This window comes from Haloflavibacter putidus, assembly GCF_006546625.1.
GTDB lineage: Bacteria > Bacteroidota > Bacteroidia > Flavobacteriales > Flavobacteriaceae > Mesonia > Mesonia putida.
Genome location: NZ_VIAR01000009.1, coordinates 44,576 through 68,241, shown reverse-complemented (window position 1 = coordinate 68,241; position 23,666 = coordinate 44,576). Strand labels below are relative to the sequence as shown.

General features: G+C 36.0%; 24 protein-coding genes. 6 read left to right on the top strand and 18 right to left on the bottom strand.

The window, feature by feature from the left end:
• Positions 1-7: 7 nt before the first annotated feature.
• The 13 genes from FKR84_RS09575 to FKR84_RS09515 form a co-directional block, all read right to left on the bottom strand.
• On the bottom strand, positions 8-550 hold the full coding sequence (locus FKR84_RS09575) for an SRPBCC family protein (protein WP_141422088.1): 543 nt from the start codon (positions 548-550) through the stop codon (positions 8-10).
• A gap of 9 nt (positions 551-559) precedes the next feature.
• Positions 560-1,216: a hypothetical protein gene (locus tag FKR84_RS09570; RefSeq protein WP_141422087.1), complete on the bottom strand. Its 657-nt coding sequence runs from the start codon at positions 1,214-1,216 to the stop codon at positions 560-562.
• Positions 1,213-2,121 carry a glycosyltransferase family 2 protein gene (locus FKR84_RS09565; RefSeq protein WP_141422086.1) on the bottom strand — a complete coding sequence of 303 codons (909 nt, stop codon included), beginning with the start codon at positions 2,119-2,121 and terminating at the stop codon, positions 1,213-1,215. Before FKR84_RS09565 ends, FKR84_RS09570 begins: the two co-directional genes overlap by 4 nt.
• 1 nt (position 2,122) lies before the next feature.
• Positions 2,123-2,869, bottom strand: a complete 747-nt coding sequence (locus FKR84_RS09560; RefSeq protein ID WP_141422085.1) for an SDR family NAD(P)-dependent oxidoreductase — start codon at positions 2,867-2,869, stop codon at positions 2,123-2,125.
• Complete coding sequence (locus tag FKR84_RS09555) at positions 2,866-3,921, bottom strand: ketoacyl-ACP synthase III (RefSeq protein WP_141422084.1); 1,056 nt, start codon at positions 3,919-3,921, stop codon at positions 2,866-2,868. The genes FKR84_RS09560 and FKR84_RS09555 overlap by 4 nt, the downstream gene beginning before the upstream one ends.
• Positions 3,921-4,154 (bottom strand): acyl carrier protein, encoded by a 234-nt coding sequence (locus tag FKR84_RS09550; protein ID WP_141422083.1) that lies wholly within the window; start codon positions 4,152-4,154, stop codon positions 3,921-3,923. Before FKR84_RS09550 ends, FKR84_RS09555 begins: the two co-directional genes overlap by 1 nt.
• Positions 4,154-5,197 (bottom strand): 3-oxoacyl-ACP synthase III family protein, encoded by a 1,044-nt coding sequence (locus tag FKR84_RS09545; protein ID WP_141422082.1) that lies wholly within the window; start codon positions 5,195-5,197, stop codon positions 4,154-4,156. The genes FKR84_RS09550 and FKR84_RS09545 overlap by 1 nt, the downstream gene beginning before the upstream one ends.
• Positions 5,198-5,470: 273 nt before the next feature.
• Positions 5,471-6,763 (bottom strand): NADH:ubiquinone reductase (Na(+)-transporting) subunit F, encoded by a 1,293-nt coding sequence (nqrF, locus tag FKR84_RS09540; protein ID WP_141422081.1) that lies wholly within the window; start codon positions 6,761-6,763, stop codon positions 5,471-5,473.
• A 16-nt stretch (positions 6,764-6,779) separates the two neighbouring features.
• Positions 6,780-7,397 carry an NADH:ubiquinone reductase (Na(+)-transporting) subunit E gene (gene nqrE / locus FKR84_RS09535; protein ID WP_141422080.1) on the bottom strand — a complete coding sequence of 206 codons (618 nt, stop codon included), beginning with the start codon at positions 7,395-7,397 and terminating at the stop codon, positions 6,780-6,782.
• 24 nt (positions 7,398-7,421) lie between these two features.
• Positions 7,422-8,114 (bottom strand): NADH:ubiquinone reductase (Na(+)-transporting) subunit D, encoded by a 693-nt coding sequence (locus FKR84_RS09530; RefSeq protein WP_394348482.1) that lies wholly within the window; start codon positions 8,112-8,114, stop codon positions 7,422-7,424.
• An 81-nt stretch (positions 8,115-8,195) separates the two neighbouring features.
• Complete coding sequence (locus FKR84_RS09525; protein WP_141422078.1) at positions 8,196-8,951, bottom strand: Na(+)-translocating NADH-quinone reductase subunit C; 756 nt, start codon at positions 8,949-8,951, stop codon at positions 8,196-8,198.
• Positions 8,951-10,120, bottom strand: coding sequence for an NADH:ubiquinone reductase (Na(+)-transporting) subunit B (locus FKR84_RS09520; protein ID WP_141422077.1), 1,170 nt, complete (start codon positions 10,118-10,120; stop codon positions 8,951-8,953). Before FKR84_RS09520 ends, FKR84_RS09525 begins: the two co-directional genes overlap by 1 nt.
• Positions 10,121-10,130: 10 nt before the next feature.
• Positions 10,131-11,480, bottom strand: coding sequence for a Na(+)-translocating NADH-quinone reductase subunit A (locus tag FKR84_RS09515; RefSeq protein ID WP_141422076.1), 1,350 nt, complete (start codon positions 11,478-11,480; stop codon positions 10,131-10,133).
• A 183-nt stretch (positions 11,481-11,663) separates the two neighbouring features.
• Here FKR84_RS09515 and FKR84_RS09510 point away from each other — a divergent pair, with 183 nt between their 5' ends.
• The 3 genes from FKR84_RS09510 to apaG are packed head-to-tail and all read left to right on the top strand — an operon-like array spanning position 11,664 to position 14,321.
• On the top strand, positions 11,664-12,911 hold the full coding sequence (locus FKR84_RS09510; protein WP_141422075.1) for a type IX secretion system plug protein: 1,248 nt from the start codon (positions 11,664-11,666) through the stop codon (positions 12,909-12,911).
• A 6-nt stretch (positions 12,912-12,917) separates the two neighbouring features.
• The gene (locus FKR84_RS09505) at positions 12,918-13,931 is read left to right on the top strand and encodes a DUF3667 domain-containing protein (RefSeq protein ID WP_233357727.1); all 1,014 of its coding nucleotides are present in this window, start codon (positions 12,918-12,920) and stop codon (positions 13,929-13,931) included.
• A 3-nt stretch (positions 13,932-13,934) separates the two neighbouring features.
• Complete coding sequence (apaG, locus tag FKR84_RS09500; protein WP_141422073.1) at positions 13,935-14,321, top strand: Co2+/Mg2+ efflux protein ApaG; 387 nt, start codon at positions 13,935-13,937, stop codon at positions 14,319-14,321.
• On the opposite strand, the gene FKR84_RS09495 is transcribed toward apaG, so the two are convergent.
• Entirely contained in the window at positions 14,318-15,034 is a 717-nt protein-coding gene (locus FKR84_RS09495) for an NRDE family protein (RefSeq protein ID WP_141422072.1), read from the bottom strand. The two genes, apaG and FKR84_RS09495, sit on opposite strands and share 4 nt — an antisense overlap.
• Positions 15,035-15,173: 139 nt before the next feature.
• On the opposite strand from FKR84_RS09495, the gene pruA reads away from it, so the two are divergent.
• On the top strand, positions 15,174-16,802 hold the full coding sequence (gene pruA, locus FKR84_RS09490) for an L-glutamate gamma-semialdehyde dehydrogenase (RefSeq protein WP_141422071.1): 1,629 nt from the start codon (positions 15,174-15,176) through the stop codon (positions 16,800-16,802).
• Positions 16,803-16,898: 96 nt separating this feature from the next.
• Here the strand turns inward: pruA and rsmG are convergent, their stop codons facing one another.
• Both rsmG and FKR84_RS09480 read right to left on the bottom strand, forming a co-directional pair.
• Complete coding sequence (gene rsmG, locus FKR84_RS09485; protein ID WP_141422070.1) at positions 16,899-17,528, bottom strand: 16S rRNA (guanine(527)-N(7))-methyltransferase RsmG; 630 nt, start codon at positions 17,526-17,528, stop codon at positions 16,899-16,901.
• Between the two features lie 55 nt (positions 17,529-17,583).
• Positions 17,584-18,258 (bottom strand): TrkA C-terminal domain-containing protein, encoded by a 675-nt coding sequence (locus FKR84_RS09480; RefSeq protein WP_141422069.1) that lies wholly within the window; start codon positions 18,256-18,258, stop codon positions 17,584-17,586.
• Positions 18,259-18,357: 99 nt separating this feature from the next.
• Here FKR84_RS09480 and FKR84_RS09475 point away from each other — a divergent pair, with 99 nt between their 5' ends.
• Both FKR84_RS09475 and FKR84_RS09470 read left to right on the top strand, forming a co-directional pair.
• Positions 18,358-19,458, top strand: coding sequence for a fatty acid desaturase family protein (locus tag FKR84_RS09475; RefSeq protein ID WP_141422068.1), 1,101 nt, complete (start codon positions 18,358-18,360; stop codon positions 19,456-19,458).
• 14 nt (positions 19,459-19,472) lie between these two features.
• Entirely contained in the window at positions 19,473-20,660 is a 1,188-nt protein-coding gene (locus FKR84_RS09470) for a pyridoxal phosphate-dependent aminotransferase (protein WP_233357726.1), read from the top strand.
• Between the two features lie 143 nt (positions 20,661-20,803).
• Here the strand turns inward: FKR84_RS09470 and FKR84_RS09465 are convergent, their stop codons facing one another.
• Positions 20,804-22,300 carry a TrkH family potassium uptake protein gene (locus tag FKR84_RS09465; RefSeq protein ID WP_141422066.1) on the bottom strand — a complete coding sequence of 499 codons (1,497 nt, stop codon included), beginning with the start codon at positions 22,298-22,300 and terminating at the stop codon, positions 20,804-20,806.
• Positions 22,300-23,649, bottom strand: a complete 1,350-nt coding sequence (gene trkA / locus FKR84_RS09460) for a Trk system potassium transporter TrkA (RefSeq protein WP_141422065.1) — start codon at positions 23,647-23,649, stop codon at positions 22,300-22,302. Before trkA ends, FKR84_RS09465 begins: the two co-directional genes overlap by 1 nt.
• Between the last annotated feature and the right edge of the window lie 17 nt (positions 23,650-23,666).

Here is a 23,666-nt window from a genome sequence, read left to right as displayed (position 1 = left end):
CAGAGGCTTAATTGATTTCCGGAGAAAACTTTTTGTGACTTCCAAATTGGTTGCGAGATACGGGTTTTCCGGTTTCGCTATAATATTTTAGTCCGTTAAGTATCGAATTTAAGTAATTTTTATAAGATTTCCTCAAATAAAGACGGACAAAAACTGGCCAAAACGGTCGGGGAATTTTGCGGTAAGCATCTGTTTTTATGTGAATGCTTGCTCTTGCTGTATTAGTATCTATTTTTTTTATACGGAAACAAACTTGTGTGTTTTTACCATCTTTATTTTCCATTTGAATGGTATAACTTTTTAACGGAGAGAAACCAATAAGCCGGCGTTGCATCATTTTTCCGTTATAAAATTCTGCAGTATCTACATCTCCTATTTCTCGCCAGCTTTTTACTTTTTGATGAGATTTACAGAAGGGATGAAACAATTTTAAATGCCCCGGGGTCGTGAATATCTGCCATATAGCTTCCGCGGAAGCGTTAACAAGAATACTACCGACAATCTCAAAATTTGTTCTAGAACGTATTACTGTTTTGTAGTTGATTGCCATAATTTATACTTATGCAAAATTACTGCGCTTCTTTTCTATTTCTTCTTGCAGATAGTCTGGCAGACCGGTATAAAGACTATCTGGCACCGAATTTTCTAGATGCACATCTGCCCAAGAAATATCTGTAGAATCTTTACTTATTCTCTTAATCATATCGCGCAAAGGTTTTGCCTTTTCGAAATAATCTTTCTTTTGCAAACTCATTTTAGTTTTATTTTTTGCAGAAATACTTTCGGTAATTTTATAACCTAATTTTAAATTATAAGACAAAGCCGTAGGGTTATCACTGCGCACTTCTGCCAAAGTAGTTTTCATTTTCATTATTAAAAAAGTCATATCTGCCAAGATTATAGAAGCCAAAACAGGAATATGTGATTGCAACAACTCTTCTTCCCAAATAAACATACCGCCTTCTGCCAAGCGTTTTTCAAAAGACAAGATTTTGCCGTGAATTAAACCAATTTCTTTGTTTTTATAATAGATTATAAAATAATAATGATGTTTGTTGTTTATGCTCTGAAACCACTCTTGCTGCTCTGCTTTACTGATTTCTTTCTGAAAAAACATCTTGCTTTTAATGCTTTTCTGGTTTCGTTTTTTACGCAATAGCTCAATATCACCAATGGTAAGACGTTTTAAAACAATGCCGTATTTTTCTATTTTCATCGCATTTCTTTTATAGAATAGGCCGGCTTTTGGTTAAGCAGAACATAAACATTCATTAAATATTTGCCTAAAATACCAAAACATAGCAAGATTAAACTGGTAGAAAACAAAATGCTAACCATTAAGGCGGTAAAACCGGGCACAGCTATACCAAAAATAAGTTTCTTTGCAATAAAATATAGACCGGTCATAAAACTCACAAACGAAAAGAAACTACCACCGTAAACCATAAATTTTAAAGGCCATTTACCGTATGCTAGCGTGGTATTTTTAAGTACATTAAAAATCTTAAAAGCGTTATAATTAGATTTTCCCGCTTGTCGCTTTTGGTGTGTTACTTTTACAAAGCCAATATTTTCTGTGTACCAATACAACAACTCATCTAGATAAATAAAGTGTTGGTTGTGTTTTACCACTTTTTCAAGCAAATCTTTGGTAAATAATCTAAACGAAGAACCCTGCCCTATGCCATCTTCGAGCGCTTTAGTGCCAAATTTAAAAATTTTACTACCAAGTTTGCGGTAAGCAGCTTGTTGCTGATTGCCTATACCGTAAACCAAATCTGCATTTTCTTTTTTTAGGGTTTTTAGTAATAGCGGAATTTCTACAGGTAAGTATTGTAAATCATCGTCTATAGTAACCACGTAGTCTGCGGTAGCAAAATTAAAACCGCAGAAAGTAGCATTGTGTTGTCCGTAATTTTTTGCCAACCTAATGGCTTTTACGTGCTGCGGATTTTCTTCTTTTAATTTGCTTAAAACCTTCCAACTTTTGTCTAGAGAAAAATCATCTACAAAAACAACTTCCCATTCATAATTTTGTAGCGCTTTTTTAAGTTCGTTAAAGAGATTTGCTAACGATTTCTCACTATTATAAACGGGAACAACTATAGAAATTTCTTCCATCTTAATGCCCGGCTGTTAGACCGCCATCCATTACCAACTCTGTACCGGTAATCCATTTTGCGGCATTAGACAATAAAAATAAAATAGCATTGGCAACGTCTTCGGGTTTTCCAAAACCCAACGGATAATGCTCGCCGTGCTTATCCATCATTTCTTTGCTTACCGCTTTTTCCGCTTCGTCAAAAATTGGCGTTTTTACCATTGCCGCACTTATTACATTAGACCTAATTTTTTGTGGCGCATACTCTAAAGCAATAGTCTTGCTGTATGCATTTACCGCCGCTTTGCTCCCAGAATATAATGCGCCTCCTTTATGCGCAAAATGACTGGAAATAGAAGACATAAACACCAACGAAGCTTGTTTGTTTATTTTCTTTGCTTTAAAAAGTCTGCTGGTTAATAAAATGGTGGCTTTATAATTTACGCCAAACATTTGATCTATTTGCTTCTCGCCAATAAATTTTACCGGAAAAGGTCTTACCATTCCGGCGCTATGCACAATTCCGTCTAATGCTGGTACTTTATTCAATAGCTTTTCAAAATCTTCTGCTTGGGTTAAATCGGCTGTAATAAATTGGTGCTTGTCTCCATCTAGTTGGTTAAAAACATTTTCTAACCGCTCTGTATTTCTAGCCGTTAATATGAGTTTTGCCCCTGCTTGTGATAAAGTTATAGCCGTTTGCGCGCCAATTCCAGAAGAAGCACCGCTTATTAATATCGTTTTATTTTCTAAGCTAAAGTTGTTCATATTTCTAGAAGTTCGGGACAAATTATTTTATTGGTATTTAAAGCAACCACGCCCCAAGACAAACCGACACCAAAGCCACTTAACAAAAGCTGCAAATTTTCTTCTTGTAGTTTTTCACGCATTTGCGTTACCATGGTTAAAGGAATGGAAGCAGAACTTGTATTGCCTAATTCTTTGATGGAATAAGGAACTTTTTCTACCGGAAATTTTAACTTTTTCCGAATGCTTTCATTCATCAACTTATTGGCTTGGTGCATCACAAAATAATCATAATCTTCGGCATTTGTATCTGTTTTTTCTAAAAATGCTCTTAAACTTTTTGGCACTTGCGTGATAGAAAAATTAAACACATCTAAGCCGTTTAAAGTTAAATTTAATCTTGAACGCGTAATACCTTTTTCAATATTTTCTTTACGGAAAGATTCTTCCGAAACTAAATTTCGTATCCCGCCATCTCTAATTATAATAGCTTCGTGGCCGGCGCCATCGCTATTTAATTGAAACTGCATAGAATTTGCATTGGTATCTCTTTCTACTGCTATTACCGTTCCTGCATCGCCAAAAAGCGGATACGTGCTTTTATCTTCTTTAGCACAAGTTGCCGAAGAAATATCGCCCATCATAAGTAAACCTTTTTCTAAACCGGCATTGCTTAATAAGCTATTTATAACCGAAAGTCCGTAAGGAAAACCAGAACAGCCTAACCCAACATCAAAAGCCATTGTACTTTTTGGCAAACCAAGTCTGTCTTGTAAAATAACCGCTGTTGCCGGCAAATAATAATCTCTAGATTGTGAGAGAAATATAACTACGTCTATTTCGTCTTTTTTCCAGTTTAATTCTGCAAGAAGTTTTTCGGCAGCAGCCAAACAAAAATCTGATGTTGCTTGTCCTTTTTTAGCTACCCGCCGGGTTTCTACCCCGGTAGTTTTGACCAATAATTTCTTTTCGGTTTCCGAAAGTAATTCGTAATCCCAATTAGATTCTTGTGTTTTTGGCACTGCAGCAGCTATGCCGGCTATTTTGGTGTTTTGGGTAGTAAAAAATGCCATTATTCTTTTCGTGCTTTTACAATTCCGTAAAGCTCTTCTACGGTAGAAATTTGCGATAAATCTTCGCCGGTTAGCACCACATCATACTCGGTGTCTATCAAAGCAATAATTATTAGGGCGTGCATAGAGCTCCACTCGTCTAAGTCTTTAAAGCTTGTATCTTCTTGCAAAGTTCCCGGGTCTAGCTCGTCAAATTCTGCTTCTAATTTATGTATAAAGTTTTCTATATTCATCAGGTAAATTTTAAGGTTGTTGCTCCCCAAGACAAGCCAATACCAAAACCGGCCAATAAAGCTTTTTGTTGAGCGCTAAATGTATTTTTTTTATACTCTTGGTACAAAGCAATGGGAATTGAAGCCGAAACTGTATTGCCAATATTTTCTATATTGATAATCACTTTTTCTTTTGGCAGTTTCATACGCTTACCAATAAAATCGAGCATTTGACCGTTGGCTTGGTGAAAAACATAAAAATCTATATCTTCTTTATTCCAGCCTTCTTTTTGCAGGATTTGCTTTACCAATTTTGGTACGGTCCGCAAGGCAAATAAAAATATAGCCGAGCTTTTCATATATAATTTCCCGCCGGTATTGCCGTGCGGAACTTCTTCAAACTGCTTTAACCATTTTACATCTGCAGGATTTCTGCTACCGGATCGTTCTACTTTTAGTGCATTTTCTCCAGAGCCATCTGTACCAAATACAAATTTACCAACTTCTGCATTTATACCATTTTTAATTTTTTCTTTACTTAAAAATGTAGCCGCACCGGCATCGCTAAAAATAGCACGCAACTCGATATCTGCCGGATGTATAACTTTGGTAGGTATGTCTGCGGTTATTAGTAAAGCGTTATCTATCTGTCCAGATTCTATTAAAGCCGAAATTAAACTGAGACCGTAGACAAAACCCGTGCAACCATGTAAAACGTCTATTGCACCAATGCTTTTACTTAAACCTAAATCGTTTTGCATTACACAAGCCGTTGTAGGTCCTTTATAATCTAAAGCATCGGAAACAAAAACGAGATATTGAATCTCTTCTTTACGGATATTCCACTGCTCAAATAAATTTTCTGCGGCGCGATTGCCTAAATCTTTGGCCGTATCTGTTAAAGCAACTTGATGCCTGGTTTTAATCCAGTTTTGATTAAATAATTCTTCTGCGGTAATTGTTTTGTCTTCTTTTTTCTTGTACGGCAAATATTCGGCAATTAGCTGCTCATTGCTTAATGCCGTAGATGGCATGTGATAACTTATTGCATTGAGATATACCATAGAAATGAAAAACAAGCTTAGGTTAGACTTCTATACAAGTATAAACAATTTTAAGAATATTTTAAAAATATAAGGCTTATAAAACCGCTTTAGCTCAAAAATAAAATTTTAAAGAGTATCAGGTCTTAACTTAGTATTATTTCCGTAAAAACGTAAAGAATCTACTTTACGGAAATTATATAAAAAGATTATTTTACGCTAATTTTTTTCTACAGAATAAATAAAAAAAGCCGGTAAAAAATTACCGGCTTTCTTGTAATATAAGGGATTATCCTATCCTCCAAAATCGTCAAAACGAATGTTTTCGTCAGGAATTCCGAAGTCTTCTCCCATTTTTTGTACAGCTTTGTTCATTAATGGCGGACCACAGAAATAAAGTTCTATTTCTTCCGGCTCGTCATGTTTATTTAGATATTCGTCTATAACGGCATTATGCACAAAACCTACAAAGCCGTCGCCTTCTTTATCGTTTACATCTTTTTTCACTTTCCAGTTGTCTTCCTCTAAAGGCTCTGAAAGCACAAGGTAAAAGCTAAAATTATCAAATTCCCTTTCTAATTCTTTAAAATGCTCTAGATAGAATAGCTCGCGTTTGGATCTACCCCCATACCAATACGTAACTTTTCTACCGGTTTGTAGTGTTTTGAAAAGGTGATATAAGTGAGAACGCATTGGCGCCATTCCTGCTCCACCACCAACATATAGCATTTCTGCCTCGCTATGATTTATAAAGAACTCTCCATAAGGACCTGAGATTATAACTTTATCGCCGGGTTTTCTAGCAAAAATGTAAGAAGAGGCGATACCAGGATTTACATCCATCCATCCGCCTTTATCACGATCAAAAGGAGGCGTTGCAATACGAACATTCAACATAATTTCACGACCTTCTGCCGGGTAAGAAGCCATAGAATAAGCTCTTTCTTCTGTTTCCGGGTTTTTCATCACTAAAGGCCATAATTTAAAGTTATCCCATTCTTTCTGGAATTTATCTTTCTCGCCGGGATGCTCTTCAGGGTGTGCGGTAATATCCATATCTTCAAACTTCACTTCACACTTAGGAACTTCAATTTGTATATAACCTCCGGCTTTATAATCCATATCTTCCGGAATTTCTACCACAAATTCTTTAATGAAAGAAGCAACATTGTAATTACGCACTACAGTAGCTTCCCATTTTTTAATACCAAATACTTCTTCTGGTATTTGGATTTCCATATCTTGTTTTACCTTTACTTGACAGCTCAATCGCCAACCTTCAGCAATTTCTTTTCTTGTAAAGTGTGGTTCTTCTGTAGGTAAGATACTTCCTCCTCCTTCTTTTACAATACACTTACATTGTATACAGGTTCCGCCTCCGCCACATGCCGAGGGCAAAAAGAGTTTATTATCTCCCAAAGTAGAAAGAAGAGTACCTCCGGAGCCTACTTCTAAATCTTTTTCTGCATTAATATTTATCTTTACCGGTCCGGAAGGGATAAGCTTTGCTTTTGCCCCTAATAAAACCCCAACCAACAATAGGATTAATGCTAAAAATACTATAATACTTGCAATTATAACTGTCATAGTGCTGTGTTTTCAACTATAATTTAATACCCATAAAACTCATAAAACCAATAGCCATCAATCCGGTAATAATAAAGGTAATACCCAATCCTTTTAAAGGAGCCGGAACGTTAGAATATGCTATTTTTTCTCTAATGGCTGCGATGGCAAGAATTGCTAAAAACCAACCAACACCACTTCCTAATCCATAAACTACGGCATAATCTACGCCGCTAAAATTCTTTTGTTGCATAAATAATGAACCACCTAAAATGGCACAGTTTACAGCAATAAGCGGTAAAAATATACCCAAAGCTCCGTAAAGCGCAGGAGCAAATTTTTCTACAATCATTTCTACCAATTGCACCATAGATGCAATTACGGCAATAAACATAATAAAGCTAAGGAAGCTCAAATCTACGCCAGCATAAGATGGGTCCAACCACTCTAAAGCACCGGGTCTTAGCAAATACTCGTCCATTAAATAGTTAATAGGCACTGTAATTGTCAATACAAAGATTACGGCTGCTCCCAAACCAACAGCAGTTTTTACAGTTTTAGAAACTGCTAAATAAGAACACATGCCTAGGAAGTAGGCAAAAACCATATTTTCTATAAAAATACTTCTTACAAATAAGTTTAGATACTCTTGCATAATTTAAATTTTTAAGCAGTTTCTTTATGCTTCTTCAATTAATTTTCTGTTTCTAGAACGCTGTACCCAAATAATAACCCCAACCACAATAAGTGCCATTGGCGCTAAAAGCATAAGCCCGTTATCTTGGTAACCTAAGGCGTATAGTCCGGTAGAATCTTCTATGGTTAATCCTTTATGGCCCAGAACTTCATATCCAAATAATTTTCCAGAACCTAAGAGCTCTCTAAAAAAGGCAACTATAATTAAGATAACACCGTAACCGGCAGCGTTACCAACCCCATCTAAGAAAGATTTATAAACCCCATTTCCTAAAGCAAAAGCTTCTAAGCGACCCATTACTATACAGTTGGTAATAATTAAACCAACAAAAACCGATAATTGCTTACTAACATCGTAGGCGTAGGCTTTTAAAATTTGGTCTACCAAAATTACCAAGGCTGCTACCACTACCAATTGCACGATAATACGAATACGACTTGGTATCAAGTTACGCAACATAGAAACAATCATATTACTAAATGCCATTACAACAATAACAGCTAAGGTCATTACTATTGCTGGTTGTAACTGCACCGTAATTGCCAATGCAGAACATATACCTAATACCTGCACAGTAATAGGGTTATCGTCATCAAGCGGATCTGTTAATAGCTTCCTATTTGCTTTAGAAAGAAAATGTTCTTTTTCTTCTGAACTAGATAAGAAAAGAATCATTTCTTTTTTCTTTGCATCCAATTCTTCTTGTGTTGAAGAATTCTCTACTTCTTTATGTAATTTATCTTTAGCCATAAAACTTTACTTTGTTGCTACTTTCATTTCAGTTTGCTCTTTGAAATAAGGTAGATAATGTTTTAATCGTTCTGAAATCATATCGGAAACGCCATCTCCAGTAATAGTTGCACCAGAAATAGCATCAATTTTATTATCATCTTTGTCGCCACCGCCACTGTAGCCTTTTACTACAGAAACACCAACCAACTCGCCATTAGAGTCGAAGATTTTTTCGTCTTCAAAACGTTGTCTAAACCACATCTTGGTGATTTCGCCACCTAATCCGGCTGTTTCTGATTTGTGGTCAAAAATAACGCCTTTTACAGTATTAACATCGTCTTTTAATGAAATGTATCCCCATATTGCCCCCCAGAGTCCTGTTCCCCGTAAAGGGACAATATAATATTTTTCTTGCTTAACCTCTGCAATATAAAGAGGGTAAACCTGCTTATCTACCGGCTTATTGAGTTCTTTAGAAAGATCTACATTAAAAGCATCTACGCTTTCGTTTACAGAGCCATCAGGATTTAAAGCGATAGTTTCTTTTATATACTTATCAAAATTATTTTCTGCCAATGGGCGAGATAAATATTCTAATTTACCATCAACTTCTACAGAGTCTACACCGACAGTAAATAGGATATTTTGCATAGTTTCCTGCCGTACGTTTCTATCCTGGGTTGGTTGCAAAGAAGTAGCTGTAAAAGCTAAGACCGATGCGACTACCAACACCATTAATACGGCAAAAATAAACGTATATGTATTACTATTTTTATTCATTACGCTACAGTTTTTACTTGACTTACTCGTTTTTTACGCTTTTTAATGTTGGCTTGCACTACGTAATAATCTATAGTTGGTGCAAAAACATTCATTAACAGAATAGCCAACATAATTCCTTCGGGATACGCCGGATTAAAAATTCTAATCATAACGGCAAATAATCCAATAAGAAATCCGTAAATCCATTTACCTCTTGTAGTTTGCGCTGCAGAAACAGGATCTGTTGCCATAAATACAATACCAAATGCCAAGCCACCAATAATTAAATGATTATACCACGGGAAGTTGGTAAGCTCGTTACCTTGAATACCCATAGATGGCAAGGCGTTAAAAATTAAGGCCATTATTGCCGCACCTACAAAACCGCTTACAATTATACGCCAGCTCCCAACTTTTGTAAAGATGAGCAGCAAGGCGCCCAATAGCACCAGAGCTGTTGAAGTTTCTGCAATAGACCCAGGAATTAAACCTGAAAACATATCTATAGAACTATATTCTACCGGATGACCGGCTGCTAAAGAACCTAAAATAGTTTCTCCTGAAACGGCATCTACTTTATCTGCATTACTAACCCAAACTGTCGTACCGGACATATAGGTTGGATAAGCGAAAAAAGCAAAAGCTCTAGCGGTTAATGCTGGATTTAAAATATTCATTCCCGTACCTCCAAATGCTTCTTTACCTATAAATACTGCAAAAACTACAGAAATTGCTACCATCCATAACGGGATGTCTATTGGCATAATCATAGGTATAAGTAAACCGGTTACCAAATAACCTTCGTTTACTTCGTGCCCTCTAAAGATAGCAAAGGCAAACTCTATTCCTAAACCTACGCCATAAGAAACCAAAATCATTGGTATTATTTTACTAGCGCCGTGGCCTAAAGCTTCCCAAAAACCTACTTCAGCTTGTATTTGTGACAAGTATTGATAACCGCCATTCCACATCCCAAAAATAAGGGCTGGAATTAAAGCTAACACCACAGTTATCATTACACGTTTTAAGTCTACCGCATCTCGTATGTGGGCTCCTTTTTTGGTTGTTTCGTTAGGTACAAACAAAAAAGTATCTAAGGCATTTACTGCCGGAGCGTATTTTTCTAATTTTTTTCCTTTAGAAAAAGGCTCCTTAATTTTATCGAGTCGTTGTCTAATCCACCTCATATTATTACTTTTATCCTACTTCAGTAATCATTAGATCTAAACCAAGCCGAATTACTTCTTGTGCTTCTAGTTTAGAAGTGTTTACATAATCTATTAAAGCAAAGTCTTCAGGAATTACTTCATAAATTCCTAAGTTCTCCATTTTCTCTATATCTCCAGCCATACAAGCTTTAAGAAGCTCCATCGGGTAAACATCTAACGGCATTACTTTTTCCATCTCGCCGGTTACTACCAAAGCACGTTCTTCTCCGTTTAGATTGGTGTTCACCTCGTATTTCTTGTTAGGGAATAGCCAAGAAAACGAAGTTTTAGACATAGAAGGAATGTTATTGTAGGTAAATGGCACCCAACCAAACATTCTATAATTGTTCCCTTCCGGAATAACCGTTACCGTATTATCGTAAAAACCAATATACTGGTCGTTTTGAATACGATCTCCTGTCAATACATCGCCAGAAATTATCCTGTTTTCTTTCGTATTTATCTCACCAACCAAATCTGACACCTTAGCCCCAATAAAGGTTGTATAATATTGTTTATTTTGCGCCGCTGTACCAACAACCGCAATTGTTCTTTCTGCTCTAAATTGCCCGGTTAAAAACAAGTTGCCAATTATTGCTACATCTTCTGCACCAACTGTCCAAACACGCTCTCCCATATTCATAGGCTCGGTTTTAGCAATTTGCACACCTACATTGCCAGCAGGATGGGGCCCAGAAACCTCTAGAAGTTCCACACCACTCACCTCTTTAAGGAAAGAATTAGAAGCCTTCTTAACACCTAAGTAAACCTTCCCTTCGGTTAATTTATTTAAAGCTTGAATACCGGCACGAAAAGCATCTTTCTTATCTTCTAACACAAACTCCAAATCTGCCGCTAAAGGTGCAGAATTATATGCAGAGATATAAATTGCTTTTGGTGTATCTTCAGGATTCGCCACAATATCGTACGGCCGCTGCATAATAAAGGCTCCGCAACCGCTTTCAAAAATACGCTTTTTAACTTCTTGCGAGCTAGATGCAGCTGCATCCATCTTTCCAAAGTCTTTGTAGTTATTTTCTACGTCTGCTTCAATTACTATTTCCAATATTTTGCGTTTTGCCCCACGCACTATTTCTTTCAGCGTACCACTTACCGGCGAGGTGAAGCGCAAGCCTTCGTTATATTTTGAAAAGAAAAGTTCTTCTCCGGCAAGGATTTTAGCTCCTTCTTTTTTGATTACCATTTTAGGTACAACCGAATGAAATTCTGGAGGTTTTACTGCAAAAGTCTTTGATTTTGGTGCTGGTACTTTGGTTTTCTCAGCTTCGCCTTTCAGCTTTATATCAAGACCTTTTTTAACTTTAATGCCTTTTGACATAATTAATAGTATCCGTTAATATTTGCGGTTGCAAATTTAATAATTAAATCTTCATCTTTAAGAGAACTCAATTGGAAGTTCCTTATTTATAACGCTTCTAAATAATAAGCTGTTTTCTTGTTTAAGTTTACAAATTTACTAAGAAATTTACGTATATTTAGCAGCTAAACCTATTAATTTGTTATGCGAAAAATTTTGCTACTTTGCGCTTTTCTTTGTTCAGTCTTTTTACAGGCACAAGTATATGAAACCCCACCACCAGATTACATCAAAACTATAGAGTTTAAAGGAGGCATAGAGTTTAGTGGAACCCCCATAGTCGCTTTGGGAGAATCTATACAATTGGAGTTTGACGATTTAATTGGTGATGAAGCAGATTACTATTATACTATAGAACATTATAATTTTGATTGGACTCCATCTGGTTTAGCGCAAAGTGAGTTTTTGGATGGTTATGACGATACAAGAATTCGTACTTATGAGAACTCTTTTAATACCCTACAAATTTTTTCGCATTACCGGCTAAACATACCAAATGCATATACACGCGGACTTAAAGTAAGCGGCAACTATTTACTGAAGGTTTTTAACAGTAATAAAGAGTTAGTGTTTTCTAGAAAATTTATTGTTTTTGAAGATTTAGCCATTGTACGTGCCGAAATTAAAAGATCGCGTGACCTAAAATTTATTAAAACCAAACAAGTGGTTAACTTTTCTATTGATGGCGCAGAAAATATAATTTTTAGAAATCCTGATAGAAATTTAAACACACTTATCTTAAAAAATAATAATTTAAAAAACGGTATTTACAATCTAAAACCACAATACAATTTAGGCAGTAAGCTTATTTATAAATACGATCAAAAAGCAGCATTTTGGGCCGGCAACGAGTATTTAAACTTTGACACCAAAGATGTGCGTGCCTCTTCTATGAACATTCAACGCATAGAATTAATAGACATTTATAACACCTATTTATTTCCAGATGGCATTAGGGCTTTTGATCCTTATACTTATTATCCTGACATTAATGGTAATTTTACCGTACGCACGCTACAAGGCGAAAAAGCAACTATAGAAGCAGAGTATACTTGGGTGCATTTTGCCTTAGAAAATTATGAAAAATTAAATGGAGGCGAAATTCATCTTTACGGAAAATTCAATAATTTCACTTTAGACGATAGCACGGAATTAACCTACAACCCTACAACCAAATTATACGAAACCAAACGCCTTTTTAAGCAAGGTTTTTACAACTATAAATACGTATTACTTCGACCAGATGGCAGTATAGACGAAGGTTTCTTTTCTGGAAATTTTGAAGAGACCGAAAATCAATACACCATTTTAGCCTATTATCGCGAGGTTGGTGGCCGCTACGATAGAATAATTGGTGTAGGAAGCGCCAACAGCAGAAATATAAGTAACTAAATCTGCGTGAAAAAGAATAAACCTAATTTTAAATACCGCGGAGAGCAATGTTTAAATTGCGGAGTCCCACTTTATAAAACAGATAGGTATTGCCATTATTGCGGTCAGCTTAATTCGGTAAAGAAATTATCGCTCAAATCTGTACTAAAAGAATTTTTTGCAGGTTTATTTGCCTACGACTCCCGTATTTATAAGACGTTTAGAAAGCTTTTATTCCAACCAGGAAGATTAGCTTTAGACTATGTAAAAGGCAAACGTAAAACCTATGTAAACCCCTTTCGGTTTTTCTTTAGTCTAGCTATATTGTTTTTTATTTTACAAAGTTTTCAAAGTGATTATTTCCCAACAGAAGAGAGTGGATTCCTAAACTTAAAAGAAGCAAACAAAACCGATGAAATAGATTTTGCTGCTACAAATTTTAAAAGTACAGACCTTTATAAGACAGAAAAAGAGCTTGCCAATCTTTCATTCTCCAAAGCTACCAAACGACGTCTTAATATATATTACGTTTATCATAAGCACAATAAAGAACACGGCCCGAGTATAGTTTTAAAGAATTTAGATCATGCCTCTACTACTTGGAACAAATTTTTATTTAACAAAAGCAAAAATTTTATCGAGCTAACCGAAAACTCCAAGTCATTTGAGTCGTATTTATATGCTAAACTTCCGCTTTTTGCCTTTATAATTGTACCCTTATTAACATTAGCCTTATGGTTGATCTATTATAAAACAGCTTACAATTATATGGAGCATTTGTTGTTTAATTACTATTTACAAGCCTTTAACTTGATTCTGTTTGGTTTTTTTAGCTTGTTGACAGTTATAATTAATGCTGATTTTCCGTGGTTTTTCTTTTTACTAATTTACTGTTGGTACTTTTATAAATCTTTACGGAATTTTTACCAACAAAAAACCCTTAAAACTATTGTAAAAACTGTGCTTTTAAATGTAATATTTTATATTTTAGCCGCTATCAGTATCTTATTCTCTATTTTAGGTACTTTCGTTATATATTAAATTATGGTACAACAAATTACAAAAGGCATTAAGATTTCGGTTCGGACGCGGTTTCGGGGCAAGGTTTTAAAAAACTATAAAGCGTTTTTTGCCTTTAGTTATGAAATTACCATAGAGAACCAAAGCAACGATTCTGTACAACTAAATTCTAGATTTTGGCGTATTAAAGATGCGTTAAACCGCAACGAAATTGTACGCGGCGAAGGTGTAGTTGGCAAAAAACCCGTGCTTAAGCCAGGCGAAACCCATACTTACAGCAGCGGTTGCTTTTTAACTTCGCCATTTGGGGCTATGAAAGGGCATTTTAATATGATAAACTTTACCTCTACCAATAGGTTTAAAGTGCTTATACCTACTTTTAACCTAAGCGCGCCTTTTGCTTTAAATTAAAAAGAGACCAAACTTTCTTCTTGCGTAATTAGATTATCAAAACGCATGGTTTTTTCAGTGTTTTCTAAACTAAACTGTGTGATACTGGTGGTTTTTAATTTCCCTCTATCTATAATAAACCCAAGGTCTTTGTCTTCGGCTCCAGCCGAATGGTGAAAATCCCATAATTTCTTTTTCGGATTGTCTTGCCAATTTTCACGCTCTAAAAAATCGTAAAACCATTGGTGCCGCTTTTCTTTCATTTCTTGCGAATACGTCATAGAAGCCGACCAAATATGGGGTTGGGTTTTTAGCTTTTTAAAAAGTACTTTTGTACCGTTCCAGATAAGCTCATACAATTCTAAGCCCACTTTCCAGCTTACAATTATCATAGTAAAAGGTTCTATCTCTTCAAAAACATAAGTTTCTAAACGATGCAAAACATCGTCTGCAGTTAAAAAGTCTTTTACCACTACGCCTCTACTTAATCTATAAGAATCTTTAGATACATGCGCTTTCTCGGCTCCGTTCATTAAAGTAATTAAGCGTTTTTTACTGCTGGCGCCAATCCAAGTGCCGCCTGCAACAGCATCTTTTGGGTATAATAACGTACATGCGTTTTCTTTATAAATTTTTGGCGGAATGGTTTTTCTGTCTGCTGCTTCATCTCTGTTAGAAGTAAGAATAAAACTTTCTGAACTATGGCATAGAGGAATAAAACTTAGGGTACACATTGCATTTATTTTAAGCAAGTTAGACTTTTAAAAAACTTAACACAAATTAATAAAACCTTTGTAAATGCCGTAAACTAAAGTCGGTTATTTTTAAGTATATTTACGCAAATTCAAAACAACAACAAAATATATAAAAATTATGGGTAAAGGATTTTTTAGAGTTCCCCCAGCGGTTAACGAGCCTGTTAAAAGCTACGCCCCGGGAACACCTGAAAGAGAAGAAGTACTATTAACGTACAAAGATTTATACAACAAAAAAGTAGACATTCCGCTTTATATTGGTGCAGAAGAAATTAAAACCGGAAAAACCAAAAGCATTCATCCGCCACACGATCACCAACACGATTTAGGTGTTTATCATTTGGCCGAGAAAAAACATATAACCCAAGCCATAGATGCAGCTATGGAAGCCAGAAAAAAATGGGCAAAATTACCTTGGGAGCAACGCGCCGGCGTATTTTTAAAAGCAGCCGAATTAATTTCCGGACCTTACCGTTATAAATTAAACGCTGCCACAATGATTGGCCAGTCTAAAAACATTTATCAGGCAGAAATAGACTCTGCTTGTGAGATTGCAGATTTTATTCGGTTTAACGTAGAATATATGACAGAAATCTACGAAGACCAACCAGAATCTGATGCAGAAGCCTGGAACCGTGTTGAGTATAGACCTTTAGAAGGTTTTGTTTATGCAGTAACGCCTTTTAACTTTACTGCAATTGCCGGTAACTTACCTTCGAGCGCCGCATTGATGGGCAACGTAGCAATTTGGAAACCAAGTGCCAGCCAAATGTTTTCTGCCAGAGTATTGATGGATGTATTTAAAGAAGCTGGTGTACCAGATGGTGTAATCAATATGGTAATGGGAGATCCCGCCATGATTACAGACATTGTTTTAGACAGTCCGGAATTTGCCGACGTTCACTTTACCGGAAGTACAGACGTATTTAAAGGTATGTGGTCTAAAATAGGAAACAACATAGATAAATATAAATCGTACCCAAGAATTGTTGGAGAGACAGGCGGAAAAGATTTTATTATTGCTCACCCAAGTTCTAGAGCAAAGCAAGTATCTACCGCAATTTCTCGTGGTGCATTTGAGTACCAAGGTCAAAAATGTAGTGCTGCCTCGCGTGTGTATTTACCAAAAAGTATGTGGCCTACCATAAAAGAACAGTTAGAAGAAGATTTGTCTTCTTTTAAAATGGGTTCTCCAGAAGATATGGGCAATTTTATTAATGCCGTAATTCACGAAAGAGCATTTGATAAATTGGCAAAATATATAGATCAAGCCAAGAAAGATAAAAAAGCAGAAGTAGTTATTGGCGGTAATTACGACAAATCTAAAGGTTACTTTATAGAGCCAACGGTAATTTTAACTACAGATCCTAAATATACTACAATGGTTACTGAATTGTTTGGACCAGTAGTTACCATCTATTTATACGACGATAAAAAATGGGAAGAAACCTTGCATTTGGTAGACGAAACAAGTCCGTATGCGCTTACCGGCGGTATTTTCTCACAAGATAGATACGCCGCAGCTCAAGCAACCGATATTTTGCAAGATGCAGCAGGAAACTTTTATATAAACGACAAGCCAACCGGAGCCGTTGTAGGAAGACAACCTTTTGGCGGTGCCAGAGCAAGTGGAACTAACGATAAAGCAGGTTCTAAGTTAAACTTGTTACGTTGGGTTAGCCCACGTTTAATTAAAGAAACTTTTGTACCCGCAACAGATTACAGATATCCGTTTATGGGTGAGTAAAAGTTTGTTTATAACTTTACGAAATTGATAAAGGCTGTTTCAAAAATTACTTAATTTGAAACAGCCTTTTTTTGTTTTGGTTAAAACAAGATTTTTTTAACCTTTATATTTCATAGGTAAATGTACCAAACTTTTGGTTTCGAAAAACTCTTCTTCAAAAATATCGCGCAACGGATAGACTTTTGCCGTAGCATATTTTTTTAATTCTTCGTGCAAATCACCCCCTTTTAAATATAAAATTCCGTTTCTGTGTTCGTGTTGGTTTTTCTTGGCTATTCTACCTTTTACCCAACGTACAAAAGTTTCCATTTGGGCTACAGCGCGACTCACAATAAAATCGTAATGCCCGTCTATTTCTTCTACTCTGCAATTGCTGGTTTTTACATTCCGTAAAGCTAAACTTTGTACCACTTCTTCTACTACCTTAATTTTTTTACCAATACTATCTACTAGATGAAATTCTGTTTCGGGAAACATAATGGCAAGCGGTATTCCGGGGAAACCGCCACCTGTACCAACATCTAAAATTTTTGCGCCGGGATTAAATTTTTGAAATTTTGCGATAGCCAGCGAATGTAAGACATGGCGTAAATAAATTTCTTCTATGTCTTTTCTGGAAACCACGTTTATTTTGGTATTCCAGTCTTTATACAAAACACCTATTTCTTCCATCTGTTCTATTTGCAACGGACTAAGGTTTTGAAAGTATTTTAAAATTTGTTCCAAATCGATTTGTTTTAAATAAATTATCGCTTTTCTATTCCGTAAAGAGAATAAAGCGTTATTCTTTCCGCAACAGTTGGAAAGAATCTTTTTTGCCGTACAAAGTTAAGGTATCTCCTTCTTCTATCATAGATTTTCCGTAAGGAGAGCCAATATATTCTGAAGTTGCTTTTTGTATACCCAGAACTATTATGCCTTTACGGATAAGCTGCAACTGGTTTAACGTTTTTTCGCGCAGATAACTATCTTCTGTTACACGCCACTCTGTTACTTGATAGCCTCCTTCCAAATGTAAAATTGCCGCATAATCTTTTACATCTAAACTAGTGTATTTGTCTAAGGCTTTATTAATTATTTTAGAAAGATAGCGGTCTACCCATTTGCTGCGTACTGCCCACCACAAAAAAACGATTCCAAAAACAATTACTCCTATACTATATAATAGAGAACTGGTTTTATCTGGAATCAAGAAAGTTAGAATAAGCGATGACATTGCTGTAACTATACCGGCATTACCAATAATCATTAACATAGAAATTATACGCCGCCGTACGGGATGGTTAACTACTTTTTCTGCTTCGCTGGTGGTGTATCCGGTACCTGTATAGGCAGATCTGGCTTGAAAACTTGCAGATTGTGTAGACAAACCGGTATGCACCAAAGCCAAAGTAGCTATTTTGGTAAGCAATAAAGATAAACTAACAATTAGAAATAAAGAAATTGCGGCAATCATTGTTTTGTTTTTTTAAAAGATAAGCAAAAGAGAGAATTATGAAAACAAAGCTCTAAAATAAATCATTAATCTTTATCTTTGACTTTTATTGCAAATTTAATGGAACACAAACAAATTCGTTTCTCCCGAGTAGACTCTGCAAAGTTTTTTAGAACTTTAAATAAACGGGTAAACTCTTACTTTAAGGAAAATAAACTTCCTAAAACAGGAAACTGGAAATTACACGTGAAAACACTTATCATGTTTTCTTTATTCTTTACACCTTATTTTCTAATTCTTACGTTAGATATTTCGCAATGGTGGAAATTGTTGCTTAGTATTGTTATGGGAGTTGGTATGGCCGGCGTAGGAATGAATGTGATGCACGACGGCAACCACGGCTCGTATTCGTCTAAAAAATGGATTAACAAAATAATGGGCGGCAGTATGTATATTTTGGCCGGTAATGTTTATAATTGGCAAGTGCAACATAATGTTTTACACCATACTTATACCAATATACATGGGCACGACGAAGATTTAGAAGCCGGAAGAATTATTAGATTCAGCAAACACAGCAAATGGCGAAAATTTCATAAATTTCAGCACTATTACTCTATCTTGTTATATGGTTTATTAACTTTTAACTGGGTAATTACCACAGATTTTAAACAAACTCGACGTTATCTAAAACGTAATTTAGCGTATGGTAAAAAACCAAGTCCTCTAAAACAGTGGAGCACCCTAGCCATTACCAAAGCTTTATATATTGCCATTTGGATTATTATCCCAATGTTAATTTTAAGCATTGCTTGGTGGAAAATTTTAATTGGTTTTTTTGTAATGCATTATACTGCAGGTTTAATTTTAAGTATTGTTTTTCAATTAGCACATGTTGTAGAAGCTACAGAGATGCCTCTACCAAATAAAAAAGGCTCTATGGAAAATACTTGGGCAATACACCAATTGTTTACCACGGTCAATTTTTCTACCAATAATAAAATTGTAAACTGGTTTACCGGCGGATTAAACCACCAAGTAGAACATCATATTTTCCCTAATATAAGTCATATTCATTACAGTAAAATTGCGAACATTGTAAAAGAAACGGCTAACGAATTTAATTTGCCGTACCACGAGTATAAAACTACCAGAGCAGCTATTATTGCTCACTTTAAGCATTTAAAAGAAATGGGGGCTAAACCTGCCTTATCGGTATAATTAAAAAATTTATTATGCAACATCTTTCAGACAGAATAAATAGATTAGAAACCTCTGCAACCCTTGCAATGGCTGCCAAAGCTAGAGAGTTAAAAAGTCAAGGAAAAGAGATTATTAGTTTAAGCCTGGGGGAACCAGATTTTAACACGCCAGATTTTGTTAAAGAAGCAGCCATACAAGCCATAAACGACAATTATAATTCGTATACGCCGGTAGACGGCTATGCAGATTTAAAAGAAGCTATCCGTACCAAGTTTAAACGTGATAATAGCTTAGAATATGAGGCTTCTCAAATTGTGGTAAGTACCGGTGCAAAGCAAGCTTTAGCAAATATTGCATTGGTAAGTTTAAATCCTGGGGACGAAGTTATTTTACCTTGCCCCTACTGGGTGAGTTACAGAGATATTGTGAAAATTGCCGAAGGCGTTAGCATAGAAGTAAAAACGTCTATAGAAAACGATTTTAAAATGACACCAGAGCAGCTGGAAAAGGCAATCACGCCACGCACCAAAATGCTATGGTTTAGTTCGCCGTGCAATCCAAGTGGCTCTTTATATAGCAATGAAGAGTTACGGGCTTTAGCAGATGTTTTACAAAAACATCCGGATATTATTGTTGTTAGTGATGAGATTTACGAACACATTAATTTTACCGGAGAAGCACACGCGTCTATGGCGCAATTTGAAGATATGTACGACCGTACGGTTACTGTAAATGGTGTTTCTAAAGCTTTTGCTATGACCGGATGGCGTATTGGTTATATTGGCGCACCAACTTATATTGCCAGAGCTTGTACCAAAATGCAAGGCCAAATTACCAGCGGCGCAAATTGTATTGCTCAACGTGCTACCATTGCTGCATTAGAAGCGCCGGTGAGCAAAATACAACATATGATAGATACTTTTAAGGAAAGAAGAAGTCTTATTTTGGAATTACTACAAGACGTAGAAGGTTTTGAATGCAACCAACCAGAAGGTGCTTTTTATGTATTTCCTAATGTATCGCACTTTTTTGGAAAAACTTTTAATAATCAAAAAATCAACAACGCTACAGATTTAGCAATGTATTTGTTGGAAGAAGCTAACGTGGCTACCGTAACCGGCGATGCTTTTGGCAATCCGGATTGTTTACGATTAAGCTACGCGGCCAGCGAAACTGAAATTAAAGAAGCCATAAAACGCATAAAACAAGCCTTGAATTAGGCAACTTGTTTGACAACGTAAAAAACGCTCGGGAATTTACTGTTTCTAGCGTTTTTTATTTCGTTTATCTATAAGCAAAAATGCTTTACGGATTTATTCGGTAAAATAATTATTATAGGAGTTGTGTTTTCCGTAAAGTTAACTTATCTATTTCGCCAAAAGAAAGGTGTTAAAACAATAAGTACGGTAAATAATTCTAACCTACCAATAAGCATTAAAAAAGAGCTCCACCATTTTCCGGCGGCAGGCAAACTGGCAAAATTATCTACGGGACTCAAATCTCCAAAAGCCGGACCTATATTTCCTAAAGAAGAAGCTGCGCCCCCTAAAGCAGACGGAAAATCTAATCCTAAAGCAGCAAAACCAACCGCTCCAATTATAAAGGCCAACATATAAACTATAAAAAAGCCCAGTACATTAAAAACAATTTCGTGTTTGATAGACAGCTTATTATAACGTACGGGCAAAATAGCGTTAGGATGCAAAGAACGTTTAAACTCTGTTATGCCATTTCGTATCATAATAATATGTCGCACTATTTTTATACCCCCGGCAGTAGAACCCGCAGAACCGCCCATAAAAAACAACCCGAAAAATAGAATTGTAAGAAAAGGCGTCCATAAAGTAAAATCTGCAGTTACAAAACCGGTTGTGGTAATTACAGAAAGCACTTGAAATAAAGCGTGTCTAAAAGAAGCTTCTGCTCGACCAAATTCTAAAGTATGTGTGATAGACGAAAGTCCTAAATCTGCTCTAAAGTATATAATTAAGGCAGCTATTGCAGTAAAGCCTGTTACAAAAATGGCATACCATTTAAATTCTTCATCTCGAAAAACTCGTTTAAAATTTCCTTTAAAGGCAAAATAACTCATGATAAAATTCATACCGGCCAAGAACATAAAAACAATAATAATATATTGTATTAGCGGCTGGTCATTCCAATAGGCCACGCTAGCATTTTTTGTAGAAAAACCACCGGTAGACAAGGTACTTAACGCGTGGTTTACGGCATCAAAAAGTCCCATTCCGGCAACGTTTAATAAAACTGTTTCGGCTACGGTATAACCAAAATAAATTAGCCAAAGTCTTTTTGCAGTATCGGTAATACGGGGTTTTAGTTTATCTGCGCTCGGGCCGGGTGCTTCAGCAGAAAAAAGTTGCATACCGCCAATACCTAAGAGCGGCAAAATTGCGACTGCCAAAACAATAATTCCCATTCCGCCAATCCAATGGGTTAAACTTCGCCACAACAAAACACCTCGCGGTAAGATTTCTATATCTTGTAAAATTGTGGCTCCGGTAGTGGTATAACCGGACATTGTTTCAAAAAAAGCTTTGGTAATTGTGGTAATAGAATTAGTAAATAAATAAGGAAGCATGCCGCTTATACTCATAACTATCCATCCCAAGGTTACGATTAAATAACCTTCTCTGCCGCGTATATCTTTAAGGTGGGTTTTTGTAGCGAGCATCATCAGTAAACCACTTAAAATAGTTAACCCCGATGCTCCAGAAAGTTGCATTGCTGCAGCTTCTTGGTAATACCAGCTTACCAAACTTGCAATAGCCATAAAACCGCCATTAAAAACCAACAGCAGCCCCATAATATAAAATACCAGTTTTGTATTGAGTTTTGGCATTACAAAAACAATTTTTCTACCTTATGAATAGATCGTGGCAAGCAACCTACCACCACTCTATCTCCCGGTCTTATTACAAAATCTCCTAAAGTAATAATACCTTCGCCGTCTCTAATAACACCGCCTATAATCGCAGAACGCGGAAAATTAAGGTTTACAATTCTTTTGTTGGCTACTTTAGAAGATTCGCGCACCTTAAACTCTAAAAGTTCTGCGTTCATATTATTTAATTTGGTCATTGCCACCACTTCGCCTTTGCGTACATACCTAAAAATATTATTGGCCGCTAAAAGTTTTTTATTGATTAAAGTGTTGATACCAATAGAGTGACTGAGTTGAAAATAATCCATATTTTCTACCAAAGAAATGGTTTTGGTTACACTTTTGGATTTTGCCACCAAACAAGACATAATATTTGTTTCGGAGTTTCCAGTTACGGCAATAAAAGCATCCATATTATGAATGTTTTCTTCTTCTAATAAATCTACATTTCTACCATCGCCGTGTATTATCAAAACTTCCGGCAATTCGTCTGCCAGCTCAAGGGCTTTTTCTTTGTTTATTTCGATAAGCTTTACATTAAATCTTGCTTCGCTTAAATTTTTAGCTGTTTTTCGACCAATTTTACTTCCGCCAAGAATCATGATGTCTTTAATATCGTGCTTTACTTTACCGGTAAGTTTATATAATTGCGAAACCCCGTCTTCTGGTGTAATAAAATATACCTGATCGCCTTTTTTAAATTGCGTATCTCCTCGAGGAATTAACGTATACTGCGTACCGTAGCGTTGTATTGCTATGCAAACAAATTGTATTGAAGAAAACATTCCGGCCGCTTCTTGCACGGTTTTACCAACGAAAGGAGCGCTTACAGAAAGTTTAAAACCTACCATATTTAAAAGTCCTTCGTCAAACTGAAAACTATCGTTAAAAACAGATTGGTTTAAAAGGAGGGCAATTTCTTTAGAAGCCAAAGCCTCTGGCGAAATAAGTTCATCTATCCCAAATTTCTTAAAACCCAGCTCTTCTCTATTTTCCAAAAATTCTGAATTAGACACTCTGGCAACCGTGCGTTTTGCGCCTAGTTGTTTAGCCAAAACACAGATGGTTATATTAGTTGTCTCACTATTGGTTACGCCAATAACCAAATCTGCACCTTTTACTTGGGCTTCGTGCAAAATAGCCATAGAAGTCGCATCCCCTTTTAACGCCTTAATGTCTAGGTTTTTATCTGCATATTCTAGTTTTACTGCATCCGGATCTATAAGGGTGATATCTTGCGATTCGTACGATAATAGTTTAGAAAGATGAAAACCAACTTCTCCGGCTCCAGCAATTAAAATCTTCATAATGAAACAAAATTTAC

Excerpts from the sequence above, each read along its gene's own strand:
- nqrE (WP_141422080.1), bottom strand. The coding sequence starts at position 7,397 with ATGCAAGAGTATCTAAACTTATTTGTAAGAAGTATTTTTATAGAAAAT.
- FKR84_RS09510 (WP_141422075.1), top strand. The coding sequence starts at position 11,664 with ATGCGAAAAATTTTGCTACTTTGCGCTTTTCTTTGTTCAGTCTTTTTA.
- FKR84_RS09570 (WP_141422087.1), bottom strand. The coding sequence starts at position 1,216 with ATGAAAATAGAAAAATACGGCATTGTTTTAAAACGTCTTACCATTGGT.
- FKR84_RS09560 (WP_141422085.1), bottom strand. The coding sequence starts at position 2,869 with ATGAACAACTTTAGCTTAGAAAATAAAACGATATTAATAAGCGGTGCT.
- trkA (WP_141422065.1), bottom strand. The coding sequence starts at position 23,649 with ATGAAGATTTTAATTGCTGGAGCCGGAGAAGTTGGTTTTCATCTTTCT.
- FKR84_RS09515 (WP_141422076.1), bottom strand. The coding sequence starts at position 11,480 with ATGTCAAAAGGCATTAAAGTTAAAAAAGGTCTTGATATAAAGCTGAAA.
- FKR84_RS09520 (WP_141422077.1), bottom strand. The coding sequence starts at position 10,120 with ATGAGGTGGATTAGACAACGACTCGATAAAATTAAGGAGCCTTTTTCT.
- FKR84_RS09545 (WP_141422082.1), bottom strand. The coding sequence starts at position 5,197 with ATGGTATATCTCAATGCAATAAGTTATCACATGCCATCTACGGCATTA.
- FKR84_RS09575 (WP_141422088.1), bottom strand. The coding sequence starts at position 550 with ATGGCAATCAACTACAAAACAGTAATACGTTCTAGAACAAATTTTGAG.
- FKR84_RS09525 (WP_141422078.1), bottom strand. The coding sequence starts at position 8,951 with ATGAATAAAAATAGTAATACATATACGTTTATTTTTGCCGTATTAATG.
- FKR84_RS09550 (WP_141422083.1), bottom strand. The coding sequence starts at position 4,154 with ATGAATATAGAAAACTTTATACATAAATTAGAAGCAGAATTTGACGAG.
- FKR84_RS09495 (WP_141422072.1), bottom strand. The coding sequence starts at position 15,034 with ATGTGTACCCTAAGTTTTATTCCTCTATGCCATAGTTCAGAAAGTTTT.
- FKR84_RS09565 (WP_141422086.1), bottom strand. The coding sequence starts at position 2,121 with ATGGAAGAAATTTCTATAGTTGTTCCCGTTTATAATAGTGAGAAATCG.
- FKR84_RS09470 (WP_233357726.1), top strand. The coding sequence starts at position 19,473 with ATGCAACATCTTTCAGACAGAATAAATAGATTAGAAACCTCTGCAACC.
- pruA (WP_141422071.1), top strand. The coding sequence starts at position 15,174 with ATGGGTAAAGGATTTTTTAGAGTTCCCCCAGCGGTTAACGAGCCTGTT.
- FKR84_RS09465 (WP_141422066.1), bottom strand. The coding sequence starts at position 22,300 with ATGCCAAAACTCAATACAAAACTGGTATTTTATATTATGGGGCTGCTG.
- FKR84_RS09475 (WP_141422068.1), top strand. The coding sequence starts at position 18,358 with ATGGAACACAAACAAATTCGTTTCTCCCGAGTAGACTCTGCAAAGTTT.
- nqrF (WP_141422081.1), bottom strand. The coding sequence starts at position 6,763 with ATGACAGTTATAATTGCAAGTATTATAGTATTTTTAGCATTAATCCTA.
- FKR84_RS09530 (WP_394348482.1), bottom strand. The coding sequence starts at position 8,114 with ATGATTCTTTTCTTATCTAGTTCAGAAGAAAAAGAACATTTTCTTTCT.
- apaG (WP_141422073.1), top strand. The coding sequence starts at position 13,935 with ATGGTACAACAAATTACAAAAGGCATTAAGATTTCGGTTCGGACGCGG.
- FKR84_RS09555 (WP_141422084.1), bottom strand. The coding sequence starts at position 3,921 with ATGGCATTTTTTACTACCCAAAACACCAAAATAGCCGGCATAGCTGCT.
- FKR84_RS09480 (WP_141422069.1), bottom strand. The coding sequence starts at position 18,258 with ATGATTGCCGCAATTTCTTTATTTCTAATTGTTAGTTTATCTTTATTG.